The organism is Streptomyces sp. NPDC058000, from assembly GCF_042886435.1.
In the GTDB taxonomy this organism is placed as follows: Bacteria; Actinomycetota; Actinomycetes; order Streptomycetales; family Streptomycetaceae; genus Streptomyces.
This window is the reverse complement of sequence record NZ_JBHVQS010000036.1, coordinates 37421-51611: the sequence shown is the minus strand read 5'-3', so window position 1 is coordinate 51611 and position 14191 is coordinate 37421. Positions and strand designations below refer to the sequence as shown.

General features: G+C 68.6%; 12 protein-coding genes. 3 read left to right on the top strand and 9 right to left on the bottom strand.

All coding sequences use genetic code 11. The features are described from left to right. Nucleotides 1–49: 49 nt before the first annotated feature. The gene (locus ACFVT2_RS28445; RefSeq protein WP_390022406.1) at nucleotides 50–1657 is read right to left on the bottom strand and encodes an MDR family MFS transporter; all 1608 of its coding nucleotides are present in this window, start codon (nucleotides 1655–1657) and stop codon (nucleotides 50–52) included. 203 nt (nucleotides 1658–1860) lie between these two features. Between ACFVT2_RS28445 and ACFVT2_RS28440 the strand changes: the two genes are divergently transcribed. Further along, nucleotides 1861–2478 (top strand): TetR/AcrR family transcriptional regulator, encoded by a 618-nt coding sequence (locus tag ACFVT2_RS28440; RefSeq protein WP_390022405.1) that lies wholly within the window; start codon nucleotides 1861–1863, stop codon nucleotides 2476–2478. Here ACFVT2_RS28440 and ACFVT2_RS28435 read toward each other — a convergent pair. Further along, entirely contained in the window at nucleotides 2460–3149 is a 690-nt protein-coding gene (locus tag ACFVT2_RS28435; protein WP_390022404.1) for a M23 family metallopeptidase, read from the bottom strand. The two genes, ACFVT2_RS28440 and ACFVT2_RS28435, sit on opposite strands and share 19 nt — an antisense overlap. Before the next feature lie 519 nt (nucleotides 3150–3668). On the opposite strand from ACFVT2_RS28435, the gene ACFVT2_RS28430 reads away from it, so the two are divergent. Further along, nucleotides 3669–6854, top strand: coding sequence for an NACHT domain-containing protein (locus ACFVT2_RS28430; RefSeq protein WP_390022403.1), 3186 nt, complete (start codon nucleotides 3669–3671; stop codon nucleotides 6852–6854). Between the two features lie 106 nt (nucleotides 6855–6960). Here ACFVT2_RS28430 and ACFVT2_RS28425 read toward each other — a convergent pair whose 3' ends face one another. After that, entirely contained in the window at nucleotides 6961–9486 is a 2526-nt protein-coding gene (locus ACFVT2_RS28425) for an ATP-dependent Clp protease ATP-binding subunit (protein WP_390022401.1), read from the bottom strand. Nucleotides 9487–9983: 497 nt separating this feature from the next. On the opposite strand from ACFVT2_RS28425, the gene ACFVT2_RS28420 reads away from it, so the two are divergent. Next, nucleotides 9984–10664, top strand: a complete 681-nt coding sequence (locus ACFVT2_RS28420; protein WP_390022454.1) for an SCO3374 family protein — start codon at nucleotides 9984–9986, stop codon at nucleotides 10662–10664. Here the strand turns inward: ACFVT2_RS28420 and ACFVT2_RS28415 are convergent. The 6 genes from ACFVT2_RS28415 to ACFVT2_RS28390 form a co-directional block, all read right to left on the bottom strand. Further along, a complete protein-coding gene (locus tag ACFVT2_RS28415) occupies nucleotides 10595–10927 on the bottom strand; it encodes an Lsr2 family protein (RefSeq protein WP_390022399.1) in 333 nt (110 codons plus the stop codon). The two genes, ACFVT2_RS28420 and ACFVT2_RS28415, sit on opposite strands and share 70 nt — an antisense overlap. 157 nt (nucleotides 10928–11084) lie before the next feature. Continuing rightward, nucleotides 11085–11603 (bottom strand): amino-acid N-acetyltransferase, encoded by a 519-nt coding sequence (locus ACFVT2_RS28410; protein ID WP_390022398.1) that lies wholly within the window; start codon nucleotides 11601–11603, stop codon nucleotides 11085–11087. A 9-nt stretch (nucleotides 11604–11612) separates the two neighbouring features. After that, complete coding sequence (locus ACFVT2_RS28405) at nucleotides 11613–12083, bottom strand: BlaI/MecI/CopY family transcriptional regulator (RefSeq protein WP_390022452.1); 471 nt, start codon at nucleotides 12081–12083, stop codon at nucleotides 11613–11615. Nucleotides 12084–12252: 169 nt separating this feature from the next. After that, nucleotides 12253–12432 carry a hypothetical protein gene (locus ACFVT2_RS28400; protein ID WP_390022397.1) on the bottom strand — a complete coding sequence of 60 codons (180 nt, stop codon included), beginning with the start codon at nucleotides 12430–12432 and terminating at the stop codon, nucleotides 12253–12255. A gap of 59 nt (nucleotides 12433–12491) precedes the next feature. After that, nucleotides 12492–13205 carry a hypothetical protein gene (locus ACFVT2_RS28395; protein ID WP_390022450.1) on the bottom strand — a complete coding sequence of 238 codons (714 nt, stop codon included), beginning with the start codon at nucleotides 13203–13205 and terminating at the stop codon, nucleotides 12492–12494. Nucleotides 13206–13358: 153 nt separating this feature from the next. Beyond that, complete coding sequence (locus ACFVT2_RS28390) at nucleotides 13359–14156, bottom strand: type III pantothenate kinase (protein ID WP_018540416.1); 798 nt, start codon at nucleotides 14154–14156, stop codon at nucleotides 13359–13361. Nucleotides 14157–14191: the final 35 nt, after the last annotated feature.

Here is a 14191-nt window from a genome sequence, read left to right as displayed (position 1 = left end):
AACCGCACGTACGCCAGGGGCCGTTCGCTGTCCGCGGGCGGTCAGACCGTCAGACGGCCTCGACGACCATCGGCCGCTCGACAGCGGCGTCGGCGTCAGCGTCAGCCGACTTCGTCGACGGGCCGCCCCGCAGCGGGACCTCCTTGAGGAACCATGCCGCGACGAAACCGATGACGCTGACGATCGCGCCCCACAGGAACACCTGGTGCGCGCCGGACGCCACCGCGTGCGCGTACGCGTCCTTCACGACCGGCGGGAGCGACGGCAGCTTCTTCGGGTCCATCTGCGCGCCGCCGCTCATCTTCCCGGCCGCGGCACCCAGCCGGGTGGTCATCGTCGACGTCACCTGGTTGGTGAAGAGCGCGCCCAGGATCGCGACGCCGAACGAGCCGCCGATCGTCCGGAACAGGGTCGCGGACGAGGAGCCGACGCCCATGTCCTTCATCTCGACGCTGTTCTGCGCGATCAGCATCGTGGTCTGCATCAGGAAGCCCATACCGGCGCCGAGCACGGCCATGTAGAGGCCGGACGTGAAGCGCGTGGTGCCGACGTCCATCAGGGACAGCAGGGCCATGCCGATGGTGATCAGCGCGGCGCCGCCGGTGACGAAGATCTTGTACTTGCCGGACTGGGTGGTGACCCGGCCCGCGATCAGCGAGACCGCCATCATCGCCAGCAGCATCGGCAGGAGCAGCAGACCGGAGTTGGTCGCCGAGGCACCCTGCACGGTCTGCTGGAACAGCGGCAGGAAGGTCATCGAGCCGAACATCACGAAGCCGACCAGGAAGCCGACGACCGTGACGAGCGAGAAGTTGGCGTTCCGGAAGATCCGCAGCGGGATGATCGGGTCGCTGACCTTGGTCTCGACGACGACGAAGGCGGCGAGCGCGACGACGGCCAGGACGCCCAGGCCCACGATCTGCTTCGACAGCCAGTCGTACTCGGTGCCGCCCCAGGTGGTGAGCAGCACCAGCGAGGTGATGCCGATGGTCAGCAGGGCCGCGCCCGCGTAGTCGATCCGGGTCTGCGACCGCTTCTTCGGCAGGTGCAGCACGGCGGTGACCATGATCAGGGCGATCGCGCCGAGCGGCAGGTTGATGTAGAAGCTCCAGCGCCAGCCGAGGTGGTCGGTGATGGTGCCGCCGACCAGCGGTCCGCCGATCATCGCGACGGCCATGACGCCGGCCATCATGCCCTGGAACTTGCCCCGCTCCCGCGGCGGGACCAGGTCGCCGATGATGGCCATGACGCCCACCATCAGACCGCCCGCGCCCAGGCCCTGCACGGCGCGGAAGCCGATCAGCTGGCCCATGTCCTGCGCCATGCCGGACAGCGCGGAGCCGACCAGGAAGATCACGATGGACGTCAGGAAGACGCCCTTCCGGCCGTACATGTCGCCGAGCTTGCCCCAGATCGGCGTGGACGCCGCGGTGGCCAGCGTGTAGGCCGTGACGACCCAGGACAGGTGCGACAGCCCGCCCAGTTCACCGACGATGGTCGGCATCGCGGTGCCGACGATCATGTTGTCGAGCATCGCGAGGAGCATCGCGATCATGAGTGCGAAGACCACCATGCGCACGCTGGCGGGCTGTTTGCCCGTGCCCTGCGCCGGCTCCTGTATTTCCCCCGTCGGGGTCGCTGTTCGCGACATCCCCATCACTTCCCCATCGATTCTTACTTACTTGCCGCCCGGCTAGTTCTGTACAGTGCAGAAGGTAGAAGGGTTACTAGCCGGGCGTCAAGTAAGTTTTTTGATGCCGGGGTGGGTACGTCCGTGACCAGCGGGGCAGCAGATGATTGCTGGGGAAGCGGGCCGCGCCCGGACCCCGCACCGACACCGCCGTCACGCAGGAGAGCAGCATGAGCAGCGCATCACAGCCGCGCCGCGGGAACACCCGCCAGCGCATCCAGGACGTCGCCCTGGAGCTGTTCTCCGAACACGGCTACGAGAAGACCTCGCTGCGCGAGATCGCCGAGCGGTTGGGCGTCACCAAGGCCGCGCTCTACTACCACTTCAAGACCAAAGAAGACATCGTCATCAGCCTCTTCGAGGACCTGTGCCGGCCCATCGACGAGCTGATCACCTGGGCGCAGGAGCAGCCGCGCACCTTGGAGACCAAGCAGGAAGTGATCCGGCGCTACCACGAATCGCTGCGCTCCTCCGAGGACCTCTTCCGCTTCATGCAGGAAAACCAGGCCACGGTCCGGGACCTGACCATCGGCCTGCGCTTCAAGGAGCGGATGCTGACCCTCTACGACCTGCTCAAGGACGACGACGCCGAGCTGGTCGACCAGGTGCGCTGCATCACGGCGCTGTTCGCGATGCACGCGGGGATGTTCGCGATGCAGAACGTGACGGGCGACCCCGAGGAGAAGCGCGAAGCCATCCTCAGGGTCGCCACAGAACTGGTCACGGCGGCGAACCCGCCGAGCCGCCGGCCAGCCCGGCCGGATTCAGCTCAGACGGCGTCGCCGTGAGCCCGCAGGAATCCGGTCGGCTCGATGCCCGACCCGTAGTTGGGGCCGGTGCGGACCTCGAAGTGCAGGTGGGGACCGGTGGAGTTGCCGGTGCTGCCGGACAGACCGATCTGCTGGTCCGTGGACACCTGCTGCCCGACCTGGACCTGGATCTGTGACAGGTGCGCGTACTGGGTGTACATGCCGTCGGCGTGCTTGATCACGATCGCGTTGCCGTAGGCCGGACCGTCGCCGCCACCGTTCGGACCGGCCTTGACGACCGTGCCCGCGTGGACGGCGTGGACCTGCGTGCCGGTCGGCACGACGAAGTCCTGACCGCTGTGCTTGTGCGCCCAGTGGCTGCCGGGGATGCCGAAGGGCTCGCCGAGGACGTAGCTCTCGACCGGCTTCACCCAGGCGTTGGCCTTCTTCGCCGCGTCCACCTTCGCCTTCGCCGCGGCCGTCTTGGCGTCCGTGGCGGCCTTGGCCTGCGCGTCGGCCTGCGCGGCGACGGCCTTGCCGACGCCCGCGGTCAGGTGCAGCAGCCCGGCGTCGGCGGCGGTGGCGACACCGGCGCCCAGCGCGGCGGTGATACCGGCACCGGCGGCCACGACAGCCACCCGATGCCGCAGCGCGAACTTGCCGTTCTTCGCGGACTTCTTGGAATTACGTATCGCGGCAAACTTCGACATGCGGGTTTTTCCTCCGGAGAGAAGTGAATGGTTTTCCCGGCTGCGGTCCGGGATTGCCATTCCTTGGTAACCCGCCTCCGCCCTGACGCCAAGGCCCCCTTCCTACTACCGGGACCCGTAATAGCCGGGACGGCCAGGAACGACCGCGAGCACACCCCAGACCGCCCGCAAAATACGGCCTGACCTGCGCATTCACCTTCCCCGCCCCCCTTCCCCCCATCTCCCAGAATTCCCCTACTCCCGCTAGTAGGACCCAAATCCCTGTGCGCCATGTCACGAGATCCCAAAGCCTTCACGTGACCCGCATTACACAATCCCGGAAGGGAATGTGACCCGCGTTACGGGAAAATCTGTGACCCGCGTTACGCAATTCCTCATCCCCGGGCGCAGGGAAATCCCGAAACGCCTGACCGGCCCCCACCCGGCCCTCTAGCCTGATCCGGACAACACCACAGGCAGCAGCCGGCAGGCAGCACCGGCCAGCCAGGGCCAGGGCCGGCCAGGGGGAACGGACCGCATATGGACCCGTCAGCACTGGGCGCCCGGCTCGCGTCCAGCGTCGTCGCACCACTCGTCAAGAAGCTCTTCGTCCAGGAGGGCCCGGGCGCCGGCCTCGTCGACGCCCCCGTCCGCATCTCCGCCCTCGTCTCCTTCAAGGGCGAGCGGCGCACGCTCAGCGACAAGGACCTGCGCAAACTGGCCGCGGAACTGGTGCGGCGGGCCGTACGGTCCGCCGGCCCCGGCGAACGCCCGATCCCCGAGGACGAGGAGACGGCCGTCGCCGACGCCCTGGCCAAAACCCTCGCCGGCCTCGGCACCCTCGACATGGACGACGTCCAGGCCGTCGCCCTCGGCCCCACCGCCCTGGCGGAGCGCCTGACGGCCGCCGCCCCGCAGACCGCCCGCGGGCTGTCCCAGGACGCCGAGCTCCTCCATCAGACCCTCACCGGCACCGCCTGCCTGCACATCGTCCACTTCTTCACCCAGCGCTCGACGTTCATCGCCCGCACACTGGTCCAGCAGAGCCGCAGCCTGGACGCCCTGATCGCGATCGTCGACGAGTTCATCGAGCGGCATCCGTCACCCCGTACCGCCGACGCCGCCTTCGAGCGCACGTACCTCTCCCACCTCGCCCGCAAGCACGGCCGCCTCACCATCTACGGCATCGACCTGCACAACTCCCCGGACCGCTGGCCCCTGGACGCCGCGTACATGAGCCTCCAGACGACCGGGCCGAGCCGCGCCGAGGACCCGTTCGAGGACCTGCCGCCCCGCGCCCCCGTCCCCGCCGACCAGGCCCTCACCGGCCGTGACCGGGTCCTGCTCCGCGGCGTCGCCGGCTCCGGCAAGAGCACCCTCGTCCAGTGGCTGGCCGTCTCCTGCACCAAACCCCTCGGCGAAAGCGGCCTCCCCCACCTCTACGGCCGCGTCCCCTTCGTCCTCCCCCTCCGCACCCTCACCCGCGCCGGCGCCGCCCTCCCCACCCCGGACCGCTTCCTGGCCGCCGTCGGCAGCCCGGTGTCCGGCGCCCAGCCCGACGGCTGGGCCCACCGCACCCTCACCTCCGGCCGCGCCCTCCTCCTCGTCGACGGCCTCGACGAAATCCCCGAAGACGAACGCGAGGCCACCCGCCGCTGGCTGCGCGACCTCCTCGACGCCTTCCCCGGCAACCTCTGGCTGGTCACCACCCGCCCGTCCGCCGTCCGCGACGACTGGCTCACCCCCGACGGCTTCGACGAACTGACCCTCTCCCCCATGAGCCGCGACGAGGTCGCCGCCTTCATCGCCCGCTGGCACCGCGCCTCCGCCCCCGACCCCGATGCGCCCGACCTCCTCGCCGCCTACGAGCAGTCGCTCCTGACCGCCGTCCGCACCAAACCCGACCTCGGCCGCCTCGCCACCAACCCCCTGATGTGCGGCCTGATCTGCGCCCTCCACCGCGACCGCCGCGGCTACCTCCCGCACGGCCGCAAGGAGCTCTACGACGCCGCCCTGAGCATGCTGCTCTCCCGCCGCGACCGGGAACGCGACATGCGCGGCCCGGACGGCATCGAGCTGGCCGACGAGCCCCAGATCCAGCTCCTCCAGCGCCTCGCCTACTGGCTGATCCGCAACGGCCGCACCGAACTCGACCACGACCGCGCCGAACGCATCCTGGCCGACATCCTCCCGGCCGTCCCCGCCGCGGCCTCCCAGGGCCCCGCCCCGGCCGTCTTCCGCCACCTCCTCCACCGCAGCGGCCTGCTCCGCGAACCGGCCCCCGGCACCGTGGACTTCGTCCACCGCACCTTCCAGGACTACCTGGGCGCCAAGGCCGCCGTGGAAGAGGGCGACTTCGGCCTCCTGCTGCAACACGCCACGGACTCCCAATGGGAGGACGTGATCCGCATGGCCGTCGCCCACGCCCGGCCCCGCGAACGCGTCGAGCTCCTGCGCGGCCTGCTCGCCAGGGGCGAACTCCGCGTCGACCTGCTCGCCATGGCCTGCCTGGAGCACGCGACGGAACTGGACCCTTCGGTACGCGACGCGGTCAACGCGCGGGCGCGGTCCATCCTGCCGCCGCGCACCCGCGAGGAGTCGAACCTGCTCGTCGATGCGGGCCCCCTGGTCCTGGAACTCCTACCCGGCCCGAACGGCCTGGAGGACGACGAGGCCCAGGAAGTGATCTACACCGCCGCCGCCATAGGCACCGACGCGGCCGTGGAATGCGTCAAGCCCTTCCGGGACCATCCGTCATCCACGATCCGCGTCCAACTCGGCTCACGCTGGCACCAGTTCGACACCGCCAGCTATGCGGAAGAGGTCATCCAGCACCTCGGCACAGACACCTTCGTCACCGTTTCCTCCGACGAGGAACTGCAGCTGCTGAATTCCCTCGGCGGGCGCCCCCGTGCAACCGTCAGCGGCGCATTCACCGCCGCGGAACTCCTGGCGGGCCTGCACCCCCAGCAGGTCACACATCTCGCGCTGATGAGCAATCCGGTCCTCGGCGACCTGGGATTCCTGAGGGAGTTCCCGGCCCTGAAATCGCTGACGCTCCAGGACTGCCCCTCGATCGAATCCGTCGCCCCGCTCGCCGACCTGCCCCTGCGCTCCCTCGGAGTAAGCAGCATCAACGACGACCTGACACGCACCCCGTCAGGACTCGACCGCCTGGACCGGCTGGAATCCCTGACACTCATGGCCCCGCTCCCACCCGAGGGCCTCGACGCCCTCCCGTCGAATGCCGCCTTGGCCCATCTCCTCGTCGGCGCGCGGATTCCCGACCTCGCCCGCCTCACCACCTGGCCGGGCCTGAAGAACCTCCAGCTACGGCAGCTCCCGGGCGACCTCACCGCCGATCAGTGGCGCGCGCTTTCCCGCCTCGACAGCTTGGCGGACTTTTCCTTCGGCCTGGCGGGAGGAGAAACCTCCTTCCGCATTCCCCCGGACGTCCGCCTCCCCCAGGTAAAGACCCTCAGCCTCATCAATACGGAGAAGCGCCCCCTCCCGGAATTCGGCGCCCTGCTGCCCGCCGCCCTCCCGGCCTTCCCGGGCGTCCACACTCTCCGGCTCTACAGCCTGGTCGGCGGCCTACTCGACCTCTCCCCCATCGAGGCCCTCCCCGCCCTCCAAGAGCTCTACCTCTCATACGTCACTCCGTCCCCTCCCTACGCCCTCCCGCCCCACCTCGACGTCACCTTCTTCCCCCGCCCCCGCGACTGACCGGCCGCGCGGCGAGCCGGACCGCAACACAAAACCGCCCCGGAACCGTCGATCGAACGGTTCCGGGGCGGCTGCGTATATCGCGGCTCCGTATCTCAGGTACGGACTACGCGTCCTTGCTCAGGTTGGGACCCGAGCCACCCGTCGCGGACTCCACCGGCGGAGCACTCGGCACCGCCGACTTCTCCTCGCCGCGGAAGGTGAACTTGGCGGACTCGCCCTCGCCCTCCACGTCGACGACCACGATGTGGCCCGGACGCAGCTCGTTGAAGAGGATCTTCTCCGAGAGGGCGTCCTCGATCTCGCGCTGGATCGTGCGGCGCAGCGGACGGGCGCCGAGCACCGGGTCGTACCCGCGCTTGGCCAGCAGCGACTTGGCCTCGCCACTGAGCTCGATGCCCATGTCGCGGTCCTTCAGCCGCTCGTCCACCTTGTCGATCATGAGGTCGACGATCTGGATGATGTCTTCCTCGGTGAGCTGGTGGAAGACGACGGTGTCATCGACACGGTTGAGGAACTCGGGCCGGAAGTGCTGCTTGAGCTCTTCGTTGACCTTGTTCTTCATCCGCTCGTAGCCGGTCTTGACGTCGCCCTGGGCGGCGAAGCCCAGGTTGAAGCCCTTGGAGATGTCCCGGGTGCCGAGGTTGGTGGTCATGATGATGACCGTGTTCTTGAAGTCCACGACCCGGCCCTGGGAGTCGGTCAGGCGACCGTCCTCCAGGATCTGCAGCAGCGAGTTGAAGATGTCCGGGTGGGCCTTCTCGACCTCGTCGAAGAGGACGACGGAGAACGGCTTGCGACGGACCTTCTCGGTCAGCTGGCCGCCCTCTTCGTAGCCCACGTAGCCGGGGGGCGAACCGAAGAGCCGCGAGACCGTGTGCTTCTCGCTGAACTCCGACATGTCGAGGGAGATCAGCGCGTCCTCGTCGCCGAAGAGGAACTCGGCGAGCGTCTTGGACAGCTCGGTCTTACCGACACCGGACGGGCCGGCGAAGATGAACGAGCCACCGGGACGCTTGGGGTCCTTCAGGCCGGCACGGGTACGGCGGATGGCCTGGGAGAGCGCCTTGATGGCGTCCTTCTGGCCGATGACGCGCTTGTGCAGCTCGTCTTCCATCCGCAGGAGCCGCGAGGACTCCTCCTCGGTGAGCTTGAAGACCGGGATGCCCGTGGCCGTGGCCAGGACCTCGGCGATCAGGTCCTCGTCCACCTCGGCGACGACATCCATGTCGCCGGCCTTCCACTCCTTCTCCCGCTTCGCCTTCGCGGCCAGGAGCTGCTTCTCCTTGTCGCGCAGGCCGGCGGCCATCTCGAAGTCCTGCGAGTCGATCGCGGACTCCTTCTCGCGACGGACGTCGGCGATCTTCTCGTCGAACTCGCGCAGGTCCGGCGGCGCGGTCATCCGGCGGATCCGCATCCGGGAGCCGGCCTCGTCGATCAGGTCGATCGCCTTGTCCGGCAGGAAGCGGTCGGAGATGTAGCGGTCGGCGAGGGTGGCCGCGGCGACCAGCGCGGAGTCCGTGATGGACACGCGGTGGTGCGCCTCGTAGCGGTCCCGCAGGCCCTTGAGGATCTCGATGGTGTGCGGCAGCGACGGCTCGGCGACCTGGATGGGCTGGAAGCGGCGCTCCAGGGCCGCGTCCTTCTCCAGGTGCTTGCGGTACTCGTCCAGGGTCGTCGCACCGATGGTCTGCAGCTCGCCACGCGCCAGCATCGGCTTGAGGATGCTCGCGGCGTCGATGGCGCCCTCGGCGGCGCCCGCGCCGACCAGGGTGTGCAGCTCGTCGATGAACAGGATGATGTCGCCGCGGGTGCGGATCTCCTTGAGGACCTTCTTCAGGCGCTCTTCGAAGTCACCGCGGTAGCGGGAGCCGGCGACCAGGGCACCCAGGTCGAGGGTGTAGAGGTGCTTGTCCTTGAGGGTCTCGGGCACCTCGCCCTTGACGATGGCCTGCGCCAGTCCCTCGACGACCGCCGTCTTGCCGACGCCGGGCTCGCCGATGAGGACCGGGTTGTTCTTGGTGCGGCGGGACAGCACCTGCATGACCCGCTCGATTTCCTTCTCGCGCCCGATGACCGGGTCGAGCTTGGTTTCCCGGGCGGCCTGCGTGAGGTTGCGGCCGAACTGGTCCAGGACGAGGGAGGTCGAGGGCGTGCCCTCGGCGGGACCGCCGGCGGTGGCGGCCTCCTTGCCCTGGTAACCGGAGAGCAGCTGGATGACCTGCTGCCGCACTCGGTTCAGGTCGGCGCCCAGCTTCACGAGGACCTGGGCGGCGACGCCCTCGCCCTCGCGGATCAGGCCGAGCAGGATGTGCTCGGTACCGATGTAGTTGTGGCCGAGCTGGAGGGCCTCGCGGAGCGACAGCTCCAGGACCTTCTTGGCACGGGGCGTGAAGGGGATGTGGCCGGACGGGGCCTGCTGGCCCTGACCGATGATCTCCTCCACCTGCTGGCGGACCGCCTCGAGCGAAATGCCGAGGCTCTCCAGGGCCTTAGCGGCGACACCCTCACCCTCGTGGATCAGACCCAGGAGGATGTGTTCGGTGCCGATGTAGTTGTGGTTGAGCATCCGGGCTTCTTCCTGAGCCAGGACGACAACCCGCCGCGCACGGTCGGTGAACCTCTCGAACATCGTTAATCGCTCCTCAGAGCGGTCAGGCAGTTAGGGGTCGGTCCCCTCCCTGTCCTTCCGCATGCTAGTCCCGCAGGGCGGGACAGCTCATTCCAACTGCCGACACCCGTCCGGATCACCCCGCTCCGACGGGGAAATTTACTGCCGAACAGCTGACATCTGCTCCAACTCGATGGTGCGAGACGATGTTCCCGCAGGCCAGGCATATACGCATGCCGCCACTACGCCCGTGGCGAACGCGCCCCTCGCCGACACACCGTTCACCGCCGGCCAAAGGTGCCGACAAACTGCTGAGCCCGCCGGTCACAGCGTCTCTTCCCACTGAGACTTTCTTACCCGCTGCTACTGACACTCCATGCGGCGCGGGTGTTTCCCCTCCGCTACGGGCGAACACCCGCACACCCCACAGCGCTTCCATGCCCCCCGCGGCATTACACGCAACGCAACTACCCATATACGCAACGTAACCTTCGCCGATGCCGGCAGTTGCACCGGACATGGCCCGCGCGCTTCCGCGACCCCGCTCCCCCCGCTCCACCGTCCGCCGGTGGTACGAGGAGGAACTGGGCTGGCCGACGACCGGCACGGAGCCGCTGGAGCTGCTCACAGGACTGCGCTTCGACGTCCTGGAAATGCCCGCCGATGCGGGCGGCGCCGTATTGAAGCGGGTGGCGCGCACCGGCCCGGTAGCGCTGCTGCGGCCCGGACGGGGCGGGAAGACAGCGCAGGATCGGCCGAAACTGCTCCTGCTCATCGCGCCCGGCGGCGCGGAGGAGCTTCCGGGAATCCTGGAATGGCTGGAGTGGGGCACCCTCGCGGCGGATCTCACCGCACGTGGGGCCGGGGGGCGGATGCCCGCACCGGCGCTCCCCTCACAGGGCCGCGCATCAGGCGGCTGCGGCGCGCGGGAGGCCGCGGGGTGGGTGCGGCCTCCCCGGCCCGGATACGAGGCGGAGGATTCCCTGCCCACCACGGGGATCGGGACAGGAATCGGGGACGTTGGGGGCGCCCCCGACCTCGTACGGCTCGTGAGCGCGGCGGCAACGGAGTGCCACCGGGCCCGGTTGGTGCGTGCTGGTAATGGCCAATCGGATCGCCCTTACGGCGATCAGCCGTTGGCCTTCTCGAATGCCTCACGAATGTCGGCGGGGACTCGGCCACGGTCATTCACGTTGTAGCCGTTCTCCTTCGCCCAGGCGCGGATCTTCGCGGTGTCCGGAGAGCCGGCAGCCGCCGCACGGGCCTTGCCGCGACCGCCAGAACGGCCACCGGTCTTGCGGCCGGCCTTCACGAAGTCGGCAAGCGACTCGCGCAGCTTGTCCGCGTTGGCGTCGGAGAGGTCGATCTCGTAGGACTTACCGTCGAGAGCGAACGTCACGGTCTCGTTGGCTTCGCCACCGTCGAGGTCGTCGACAAGAAGAACCTGAACCTTCTGTGCCACCAGGATTCCCTTTCATCGAATGTGGATTACGACGGAAAGCAAACCGCTTTTCCGGGAAAAACACAAACCCTTGGGTAGGGTTCACTTGCCCACCGACCGGGGAACGCATGCTTCCGTAGCCATGAGATAGGGGAGCGATTCGGACATAGAACGCTGATCACAGGTGCAGAAGCATGCGACTGTTGCCCAGGGTGTTGGGCTTCACTCGTTCGAGGCCGAGGAACTCCGCAACGCCTTCGTCATAGGAACGCAGCAGTTCGCTGTAGACATCCCCGTCTACGGGAGTCTCGCCGATCTCCACGAAGCCGTGCTTGACGAAGAAGTCGACTTCGAAGGTGAGGCAGAAAATTCGCCGCACTCCCAGCCACCGGGCGGTAGCCAGCAACTTGTCCAGGACTTGATGGCCGACCCCGGTACCCCGCTGCGTCCGGTCCACTGCCAGGGTGCGGACCTCTGCCAGGTCCTCCCACATGACGTGCAGTGCGCCACAGCCGACGACCTCGGCGTCTTCGTCCCGCTCGGCCACCCAGAACTCCTGGATGTCCTCGTAAAGCGTGACGGTGGGTTTGTCGAGCAGGATCCCGTCGCGCGAGTAGGCGTCGATGAGGCGGCGTACGGCCGGTACATCGCTGGTCCGGGCACGGCGGACGGTGAGCCCTTTTGAATGCGCTGGCATGCCCGGACGCTATCGCCCCTTGCTGCCGGGCCCCGCTCCGGGTTCATCTCCTTCGCCGGCCGGCGCTTCATCCGCGGCTTGCGGCTCTTCTTCCCGGGCCTGTTCCCCCGAGTGTTCCGGGGCCGCCACCTGTTCTTCCTCGGCTACCGGTCGATCGTCGACCTGCACCATCCGTACGGCATCGCGGAGTGCGTGCCGTTGTTCCGGCGACATCATGCCGAAGAAGGCCACTAGTGCGGCCGCGGGGTTGTCACTGGCGGACCACGCTTCGTTCATCAGTGCGGCCGAGTAGGCGGCGCGAGTGGAGACCGCCTCATATCGATAGGCGCGGCCTTCGGCTTCGCGGCGCACCCAGCCCTTCTGATGGAGGTTGTCCAATACGGTCATGACGGTGGTGTAGGCGATCGACCGTTCCTTCTGGAGATCCTCCAGAACTTCTCGAACGGTGACTGGGCGGTTCCACTCCCAGACCCGCGTCATCACCGCGTCTTCCAGATCACCCAAGCGTCTCGGCACACAAGAAGAATAGTGGGAGATGTCGCGAATGCCGGTTGATCTCGTTGCGTTTGGTCCGGAAAAAGGAAGTACGGCCCGGGACGGTCAATCCCGGGCCGTACTGAGCAAGCGGTCCGCCGGAAATAGCGGCAGTTCAGGCGCTGAACGCCTTGGGCTCCTGCCCGGCGGCTTCGGCGCGGGCGAACGCCTCGTCGACGGCCGCGTCCTCCTTCGACTTGTTCTGACCGCCCTGACTCTTGATCATCGTGACGATCAGGCAGGTGAAGGCGATGGCCATCACTACGGGCGGGAGCAGCGCAGCGACGTAATCCATGGCATGGGCCTCCTTCAAGGCGTAAGCCCGCGACAGTACCCAGCCAGAGTACGCAGCGCTCAAGCGGTGCGGGTCTCCGGGGGCGGGGCGGGCTTGCGGCGGGGCGGGAACACCTCACCTGGAGTCGGGATGGGGCGGTCGGGCCGCGGCGCCTTGGGACCCGGTGCGGGCTGGGGCGGCTCCCGGCGGGGTGTCGGGCGCGGCTCCTGTTGGGGGTCCTGCTTCGGGTCCGCCCCGGAGTCCAGCCGGGAGGCCGCCCCGCTCCGGGACACCAGGCCGGAAGGGCGCGAACGGCCGCCGGTGCGACCGCTCGGCAGGGCGTCCGGGGAAGCGCCTGAGCGCCCGCCCGGCAGCGCGCGCAGTCGCGTCCGTACGGATTGTTCGGCCAGCCGCTCGCAGTGCCGGAGCAGGGCGCTGCGGCGTTTGCGCTCGGCCTCGGCGGCGGGCCGGACGAGCAGCGAGCGCAGTGCGGCGAGGTCGTCGGGGCCGGGGACATGGCCGGCCGTCAGCACCTCCTGGAGCCGCGTGAGGTAGCCGGTGGCGGCACCGGGCAGGGCGTCGCGGTAGCGGGCGAGGTCGGCGAGCAGGAAGGCGCGCAGGCGGGCGCCTTCGCGGACCGCTTCGTCCACCGCCTCGGCCAGCCGGAGGTATTCCTGGACGTCCTGTGACCGGTCCGGGCCGGGAGCGCCCAGGGGCACGGCGGGAGAGGTCGTCTGGAGGGCATGGGCGAGGGCGCGACGGAGTACACGCAACTCATCGGCGCCGAAGGCCATGCCGCCGCGGGATCCGTATGGCATTGGCATGCCGCGACTTTACGACTAATTCGGACAAAAGCCTCTTAATTTGCATTCGGTGGCGCGGCAGCGGCGCGCGCGTCACACGGCCGCGCCAGCGCGGAACCGGCCGCGCCCCTGCCGCCGCCCTCGTTACAGCCGCCCGACGTTGCGCTCGTACACCAGCCGCAGGCCGATGAGGGTCAGCCAGGGCTCGTGCTCGTCGATCACCGAGGACTCGCCGAGCACCATCGGTGCCAGCCCGCCGGTGGCGATCACCGTCACGTCGTCCGGGTCGTCGGCCAGCTCCCGGGCCATCCGCTGCACCACGCCGTCCACCTGGCCCGCGAAGCCGTAGAGGATGCCGGACTGCATCGCCTCGACGGTGTTCTTCCCGATGACGCTGCGCGGCCGGGCCAGCTCGATCTTGCGGAGCTGGGCGCCCTTGACGCCCAGCGCGTCCACGGAGATCTCGATGCCGGGGGCGATCACACCGCCCACGTACTCGCCGCGCGCACTGACCGCGTCGAAGGTGGTGGCCGTACCGAAGTCGACGACCACCGCGGGGCCGCCGTAGAGCTCAACGGCCGCCAGCGCGTTGATGATCCGGTCGGCTCCGACCTCCTTGGGGTTGTCCATGAGGATCGGCACGCCCGTCTTGACGCCCGGTTCCACCAGGACGGCGGGGACGTCCCCGTAATAGCGGCGGGTCACCTCGCGCAGCTCGTGGAGCACCGAGGGGACCGTGGAGCAGATGGAGATGCCCTCGATGTTGTCGCCCAGGTCTTCCCCGAGCAGCGGGTGCATGCCCATCAGGCCCTGGAGGAGCACCGCCAGTTCATCGGCGGTGCGCCGGGCGTCGGTGGAGATCCGCCAGTGCTCGACGATCTCCTCGCCGTCGAACAGGCCCAGCACGGTATGGGTGTTGCCCACGTCGATGGTCAGCAGCATGGTCCGCACCGCCTCCGGTTCACGTCACGCACGAA

What these genes read in the sequence shown, in the direction of transcription:
- ACFVT2_RS28390 (WP_018540416.1), bottom strand. Translation starts at nt 14,156, where the DNA reads ATGCTGCTGACCATCGACGTGGGCAACACCCATACCGTGCTGGGCCTG.
- ACFVT2_RS28400 (WP_390022397.1), bottom strand. Translation starts at nt 12,432, where the DNA reads ATGGATTACGTCGCTGCGCTGCTCCCGCCCGTAGTGATGGCCATCGCC.
- ACFVT2_RS28405 (WP_390022452.1), bottom strand. Translation starts at nt 12,083, where the DNA reads ATGACGCGGGTCTGGGAGTGGAACCGCCCAGTCACCGTTCGAGAAGTT.
- ACFVT2_RS28425 (WP_390022401.1), bottom strand. Translation starts at nt 9,486, where the DNA reads ATGTTCGAGAGGTTCACCGACCGTGCGCGGCGGGTTGTCGTCCTGGCT.
- ACFVT2_RS28440 (WP_390022405.1), top strand. Translation starts at nt 1,861, where the DNA reads ATGAGCAGCGCATCACAGCCGCGCCGCGGGAACACCCGCCAGCGCATC.
- ACFVT2_RS28435 (WP_390022404.1), bottom strand. Translation starts at nt 3,149, where the DNA reads ATGTCGAAGTTTGCCGCGATACGTAATTCCAAGAAGTCCGCGAAGAAC.
- ACFVT2_RS28420 (WP_390022454.1), top strand. Translation starts at nt 9,984, where the DNA reads ATGGCCCGCGCGCTTCCGCGACCCCGCTCCCCCCGCTCCACCGTCCGC.
- ACFVT2_RS28395 (WP_390022450.1), bottom strand. Translation starts at nt 13,205, where the DNA reads ATGGCCTTCGGCGCCGATGAGTTGCGTGTACTCCGTCGCGCCCTCGCC.
- ACFVT2_RS28410 (WP_390022398.1), bottom strand. Translation starts at nt 11,603, where the DNA reads ATGCCAGCGCATTCAAAAGGGCTCACCGTCCGCCGTGCCCGGACCAGC.
- ACFVT2_RS28430 (WP_390022403.1), top strand. Translation starts at nt 3,669, where the DNA reads ATGGACCCGTCAGCACTGGGCGCCCGGCTCGCGTCCAGCGTCGTCGCA.
- ACFVT2_RS28445 (WP_390022406.1), bottom strand. Translation starts at nt 1,657, where the DNA reads ATGGGGATGTCGCGAACAGCGACCCCGACGGGGGAAATACAGGAGCCG.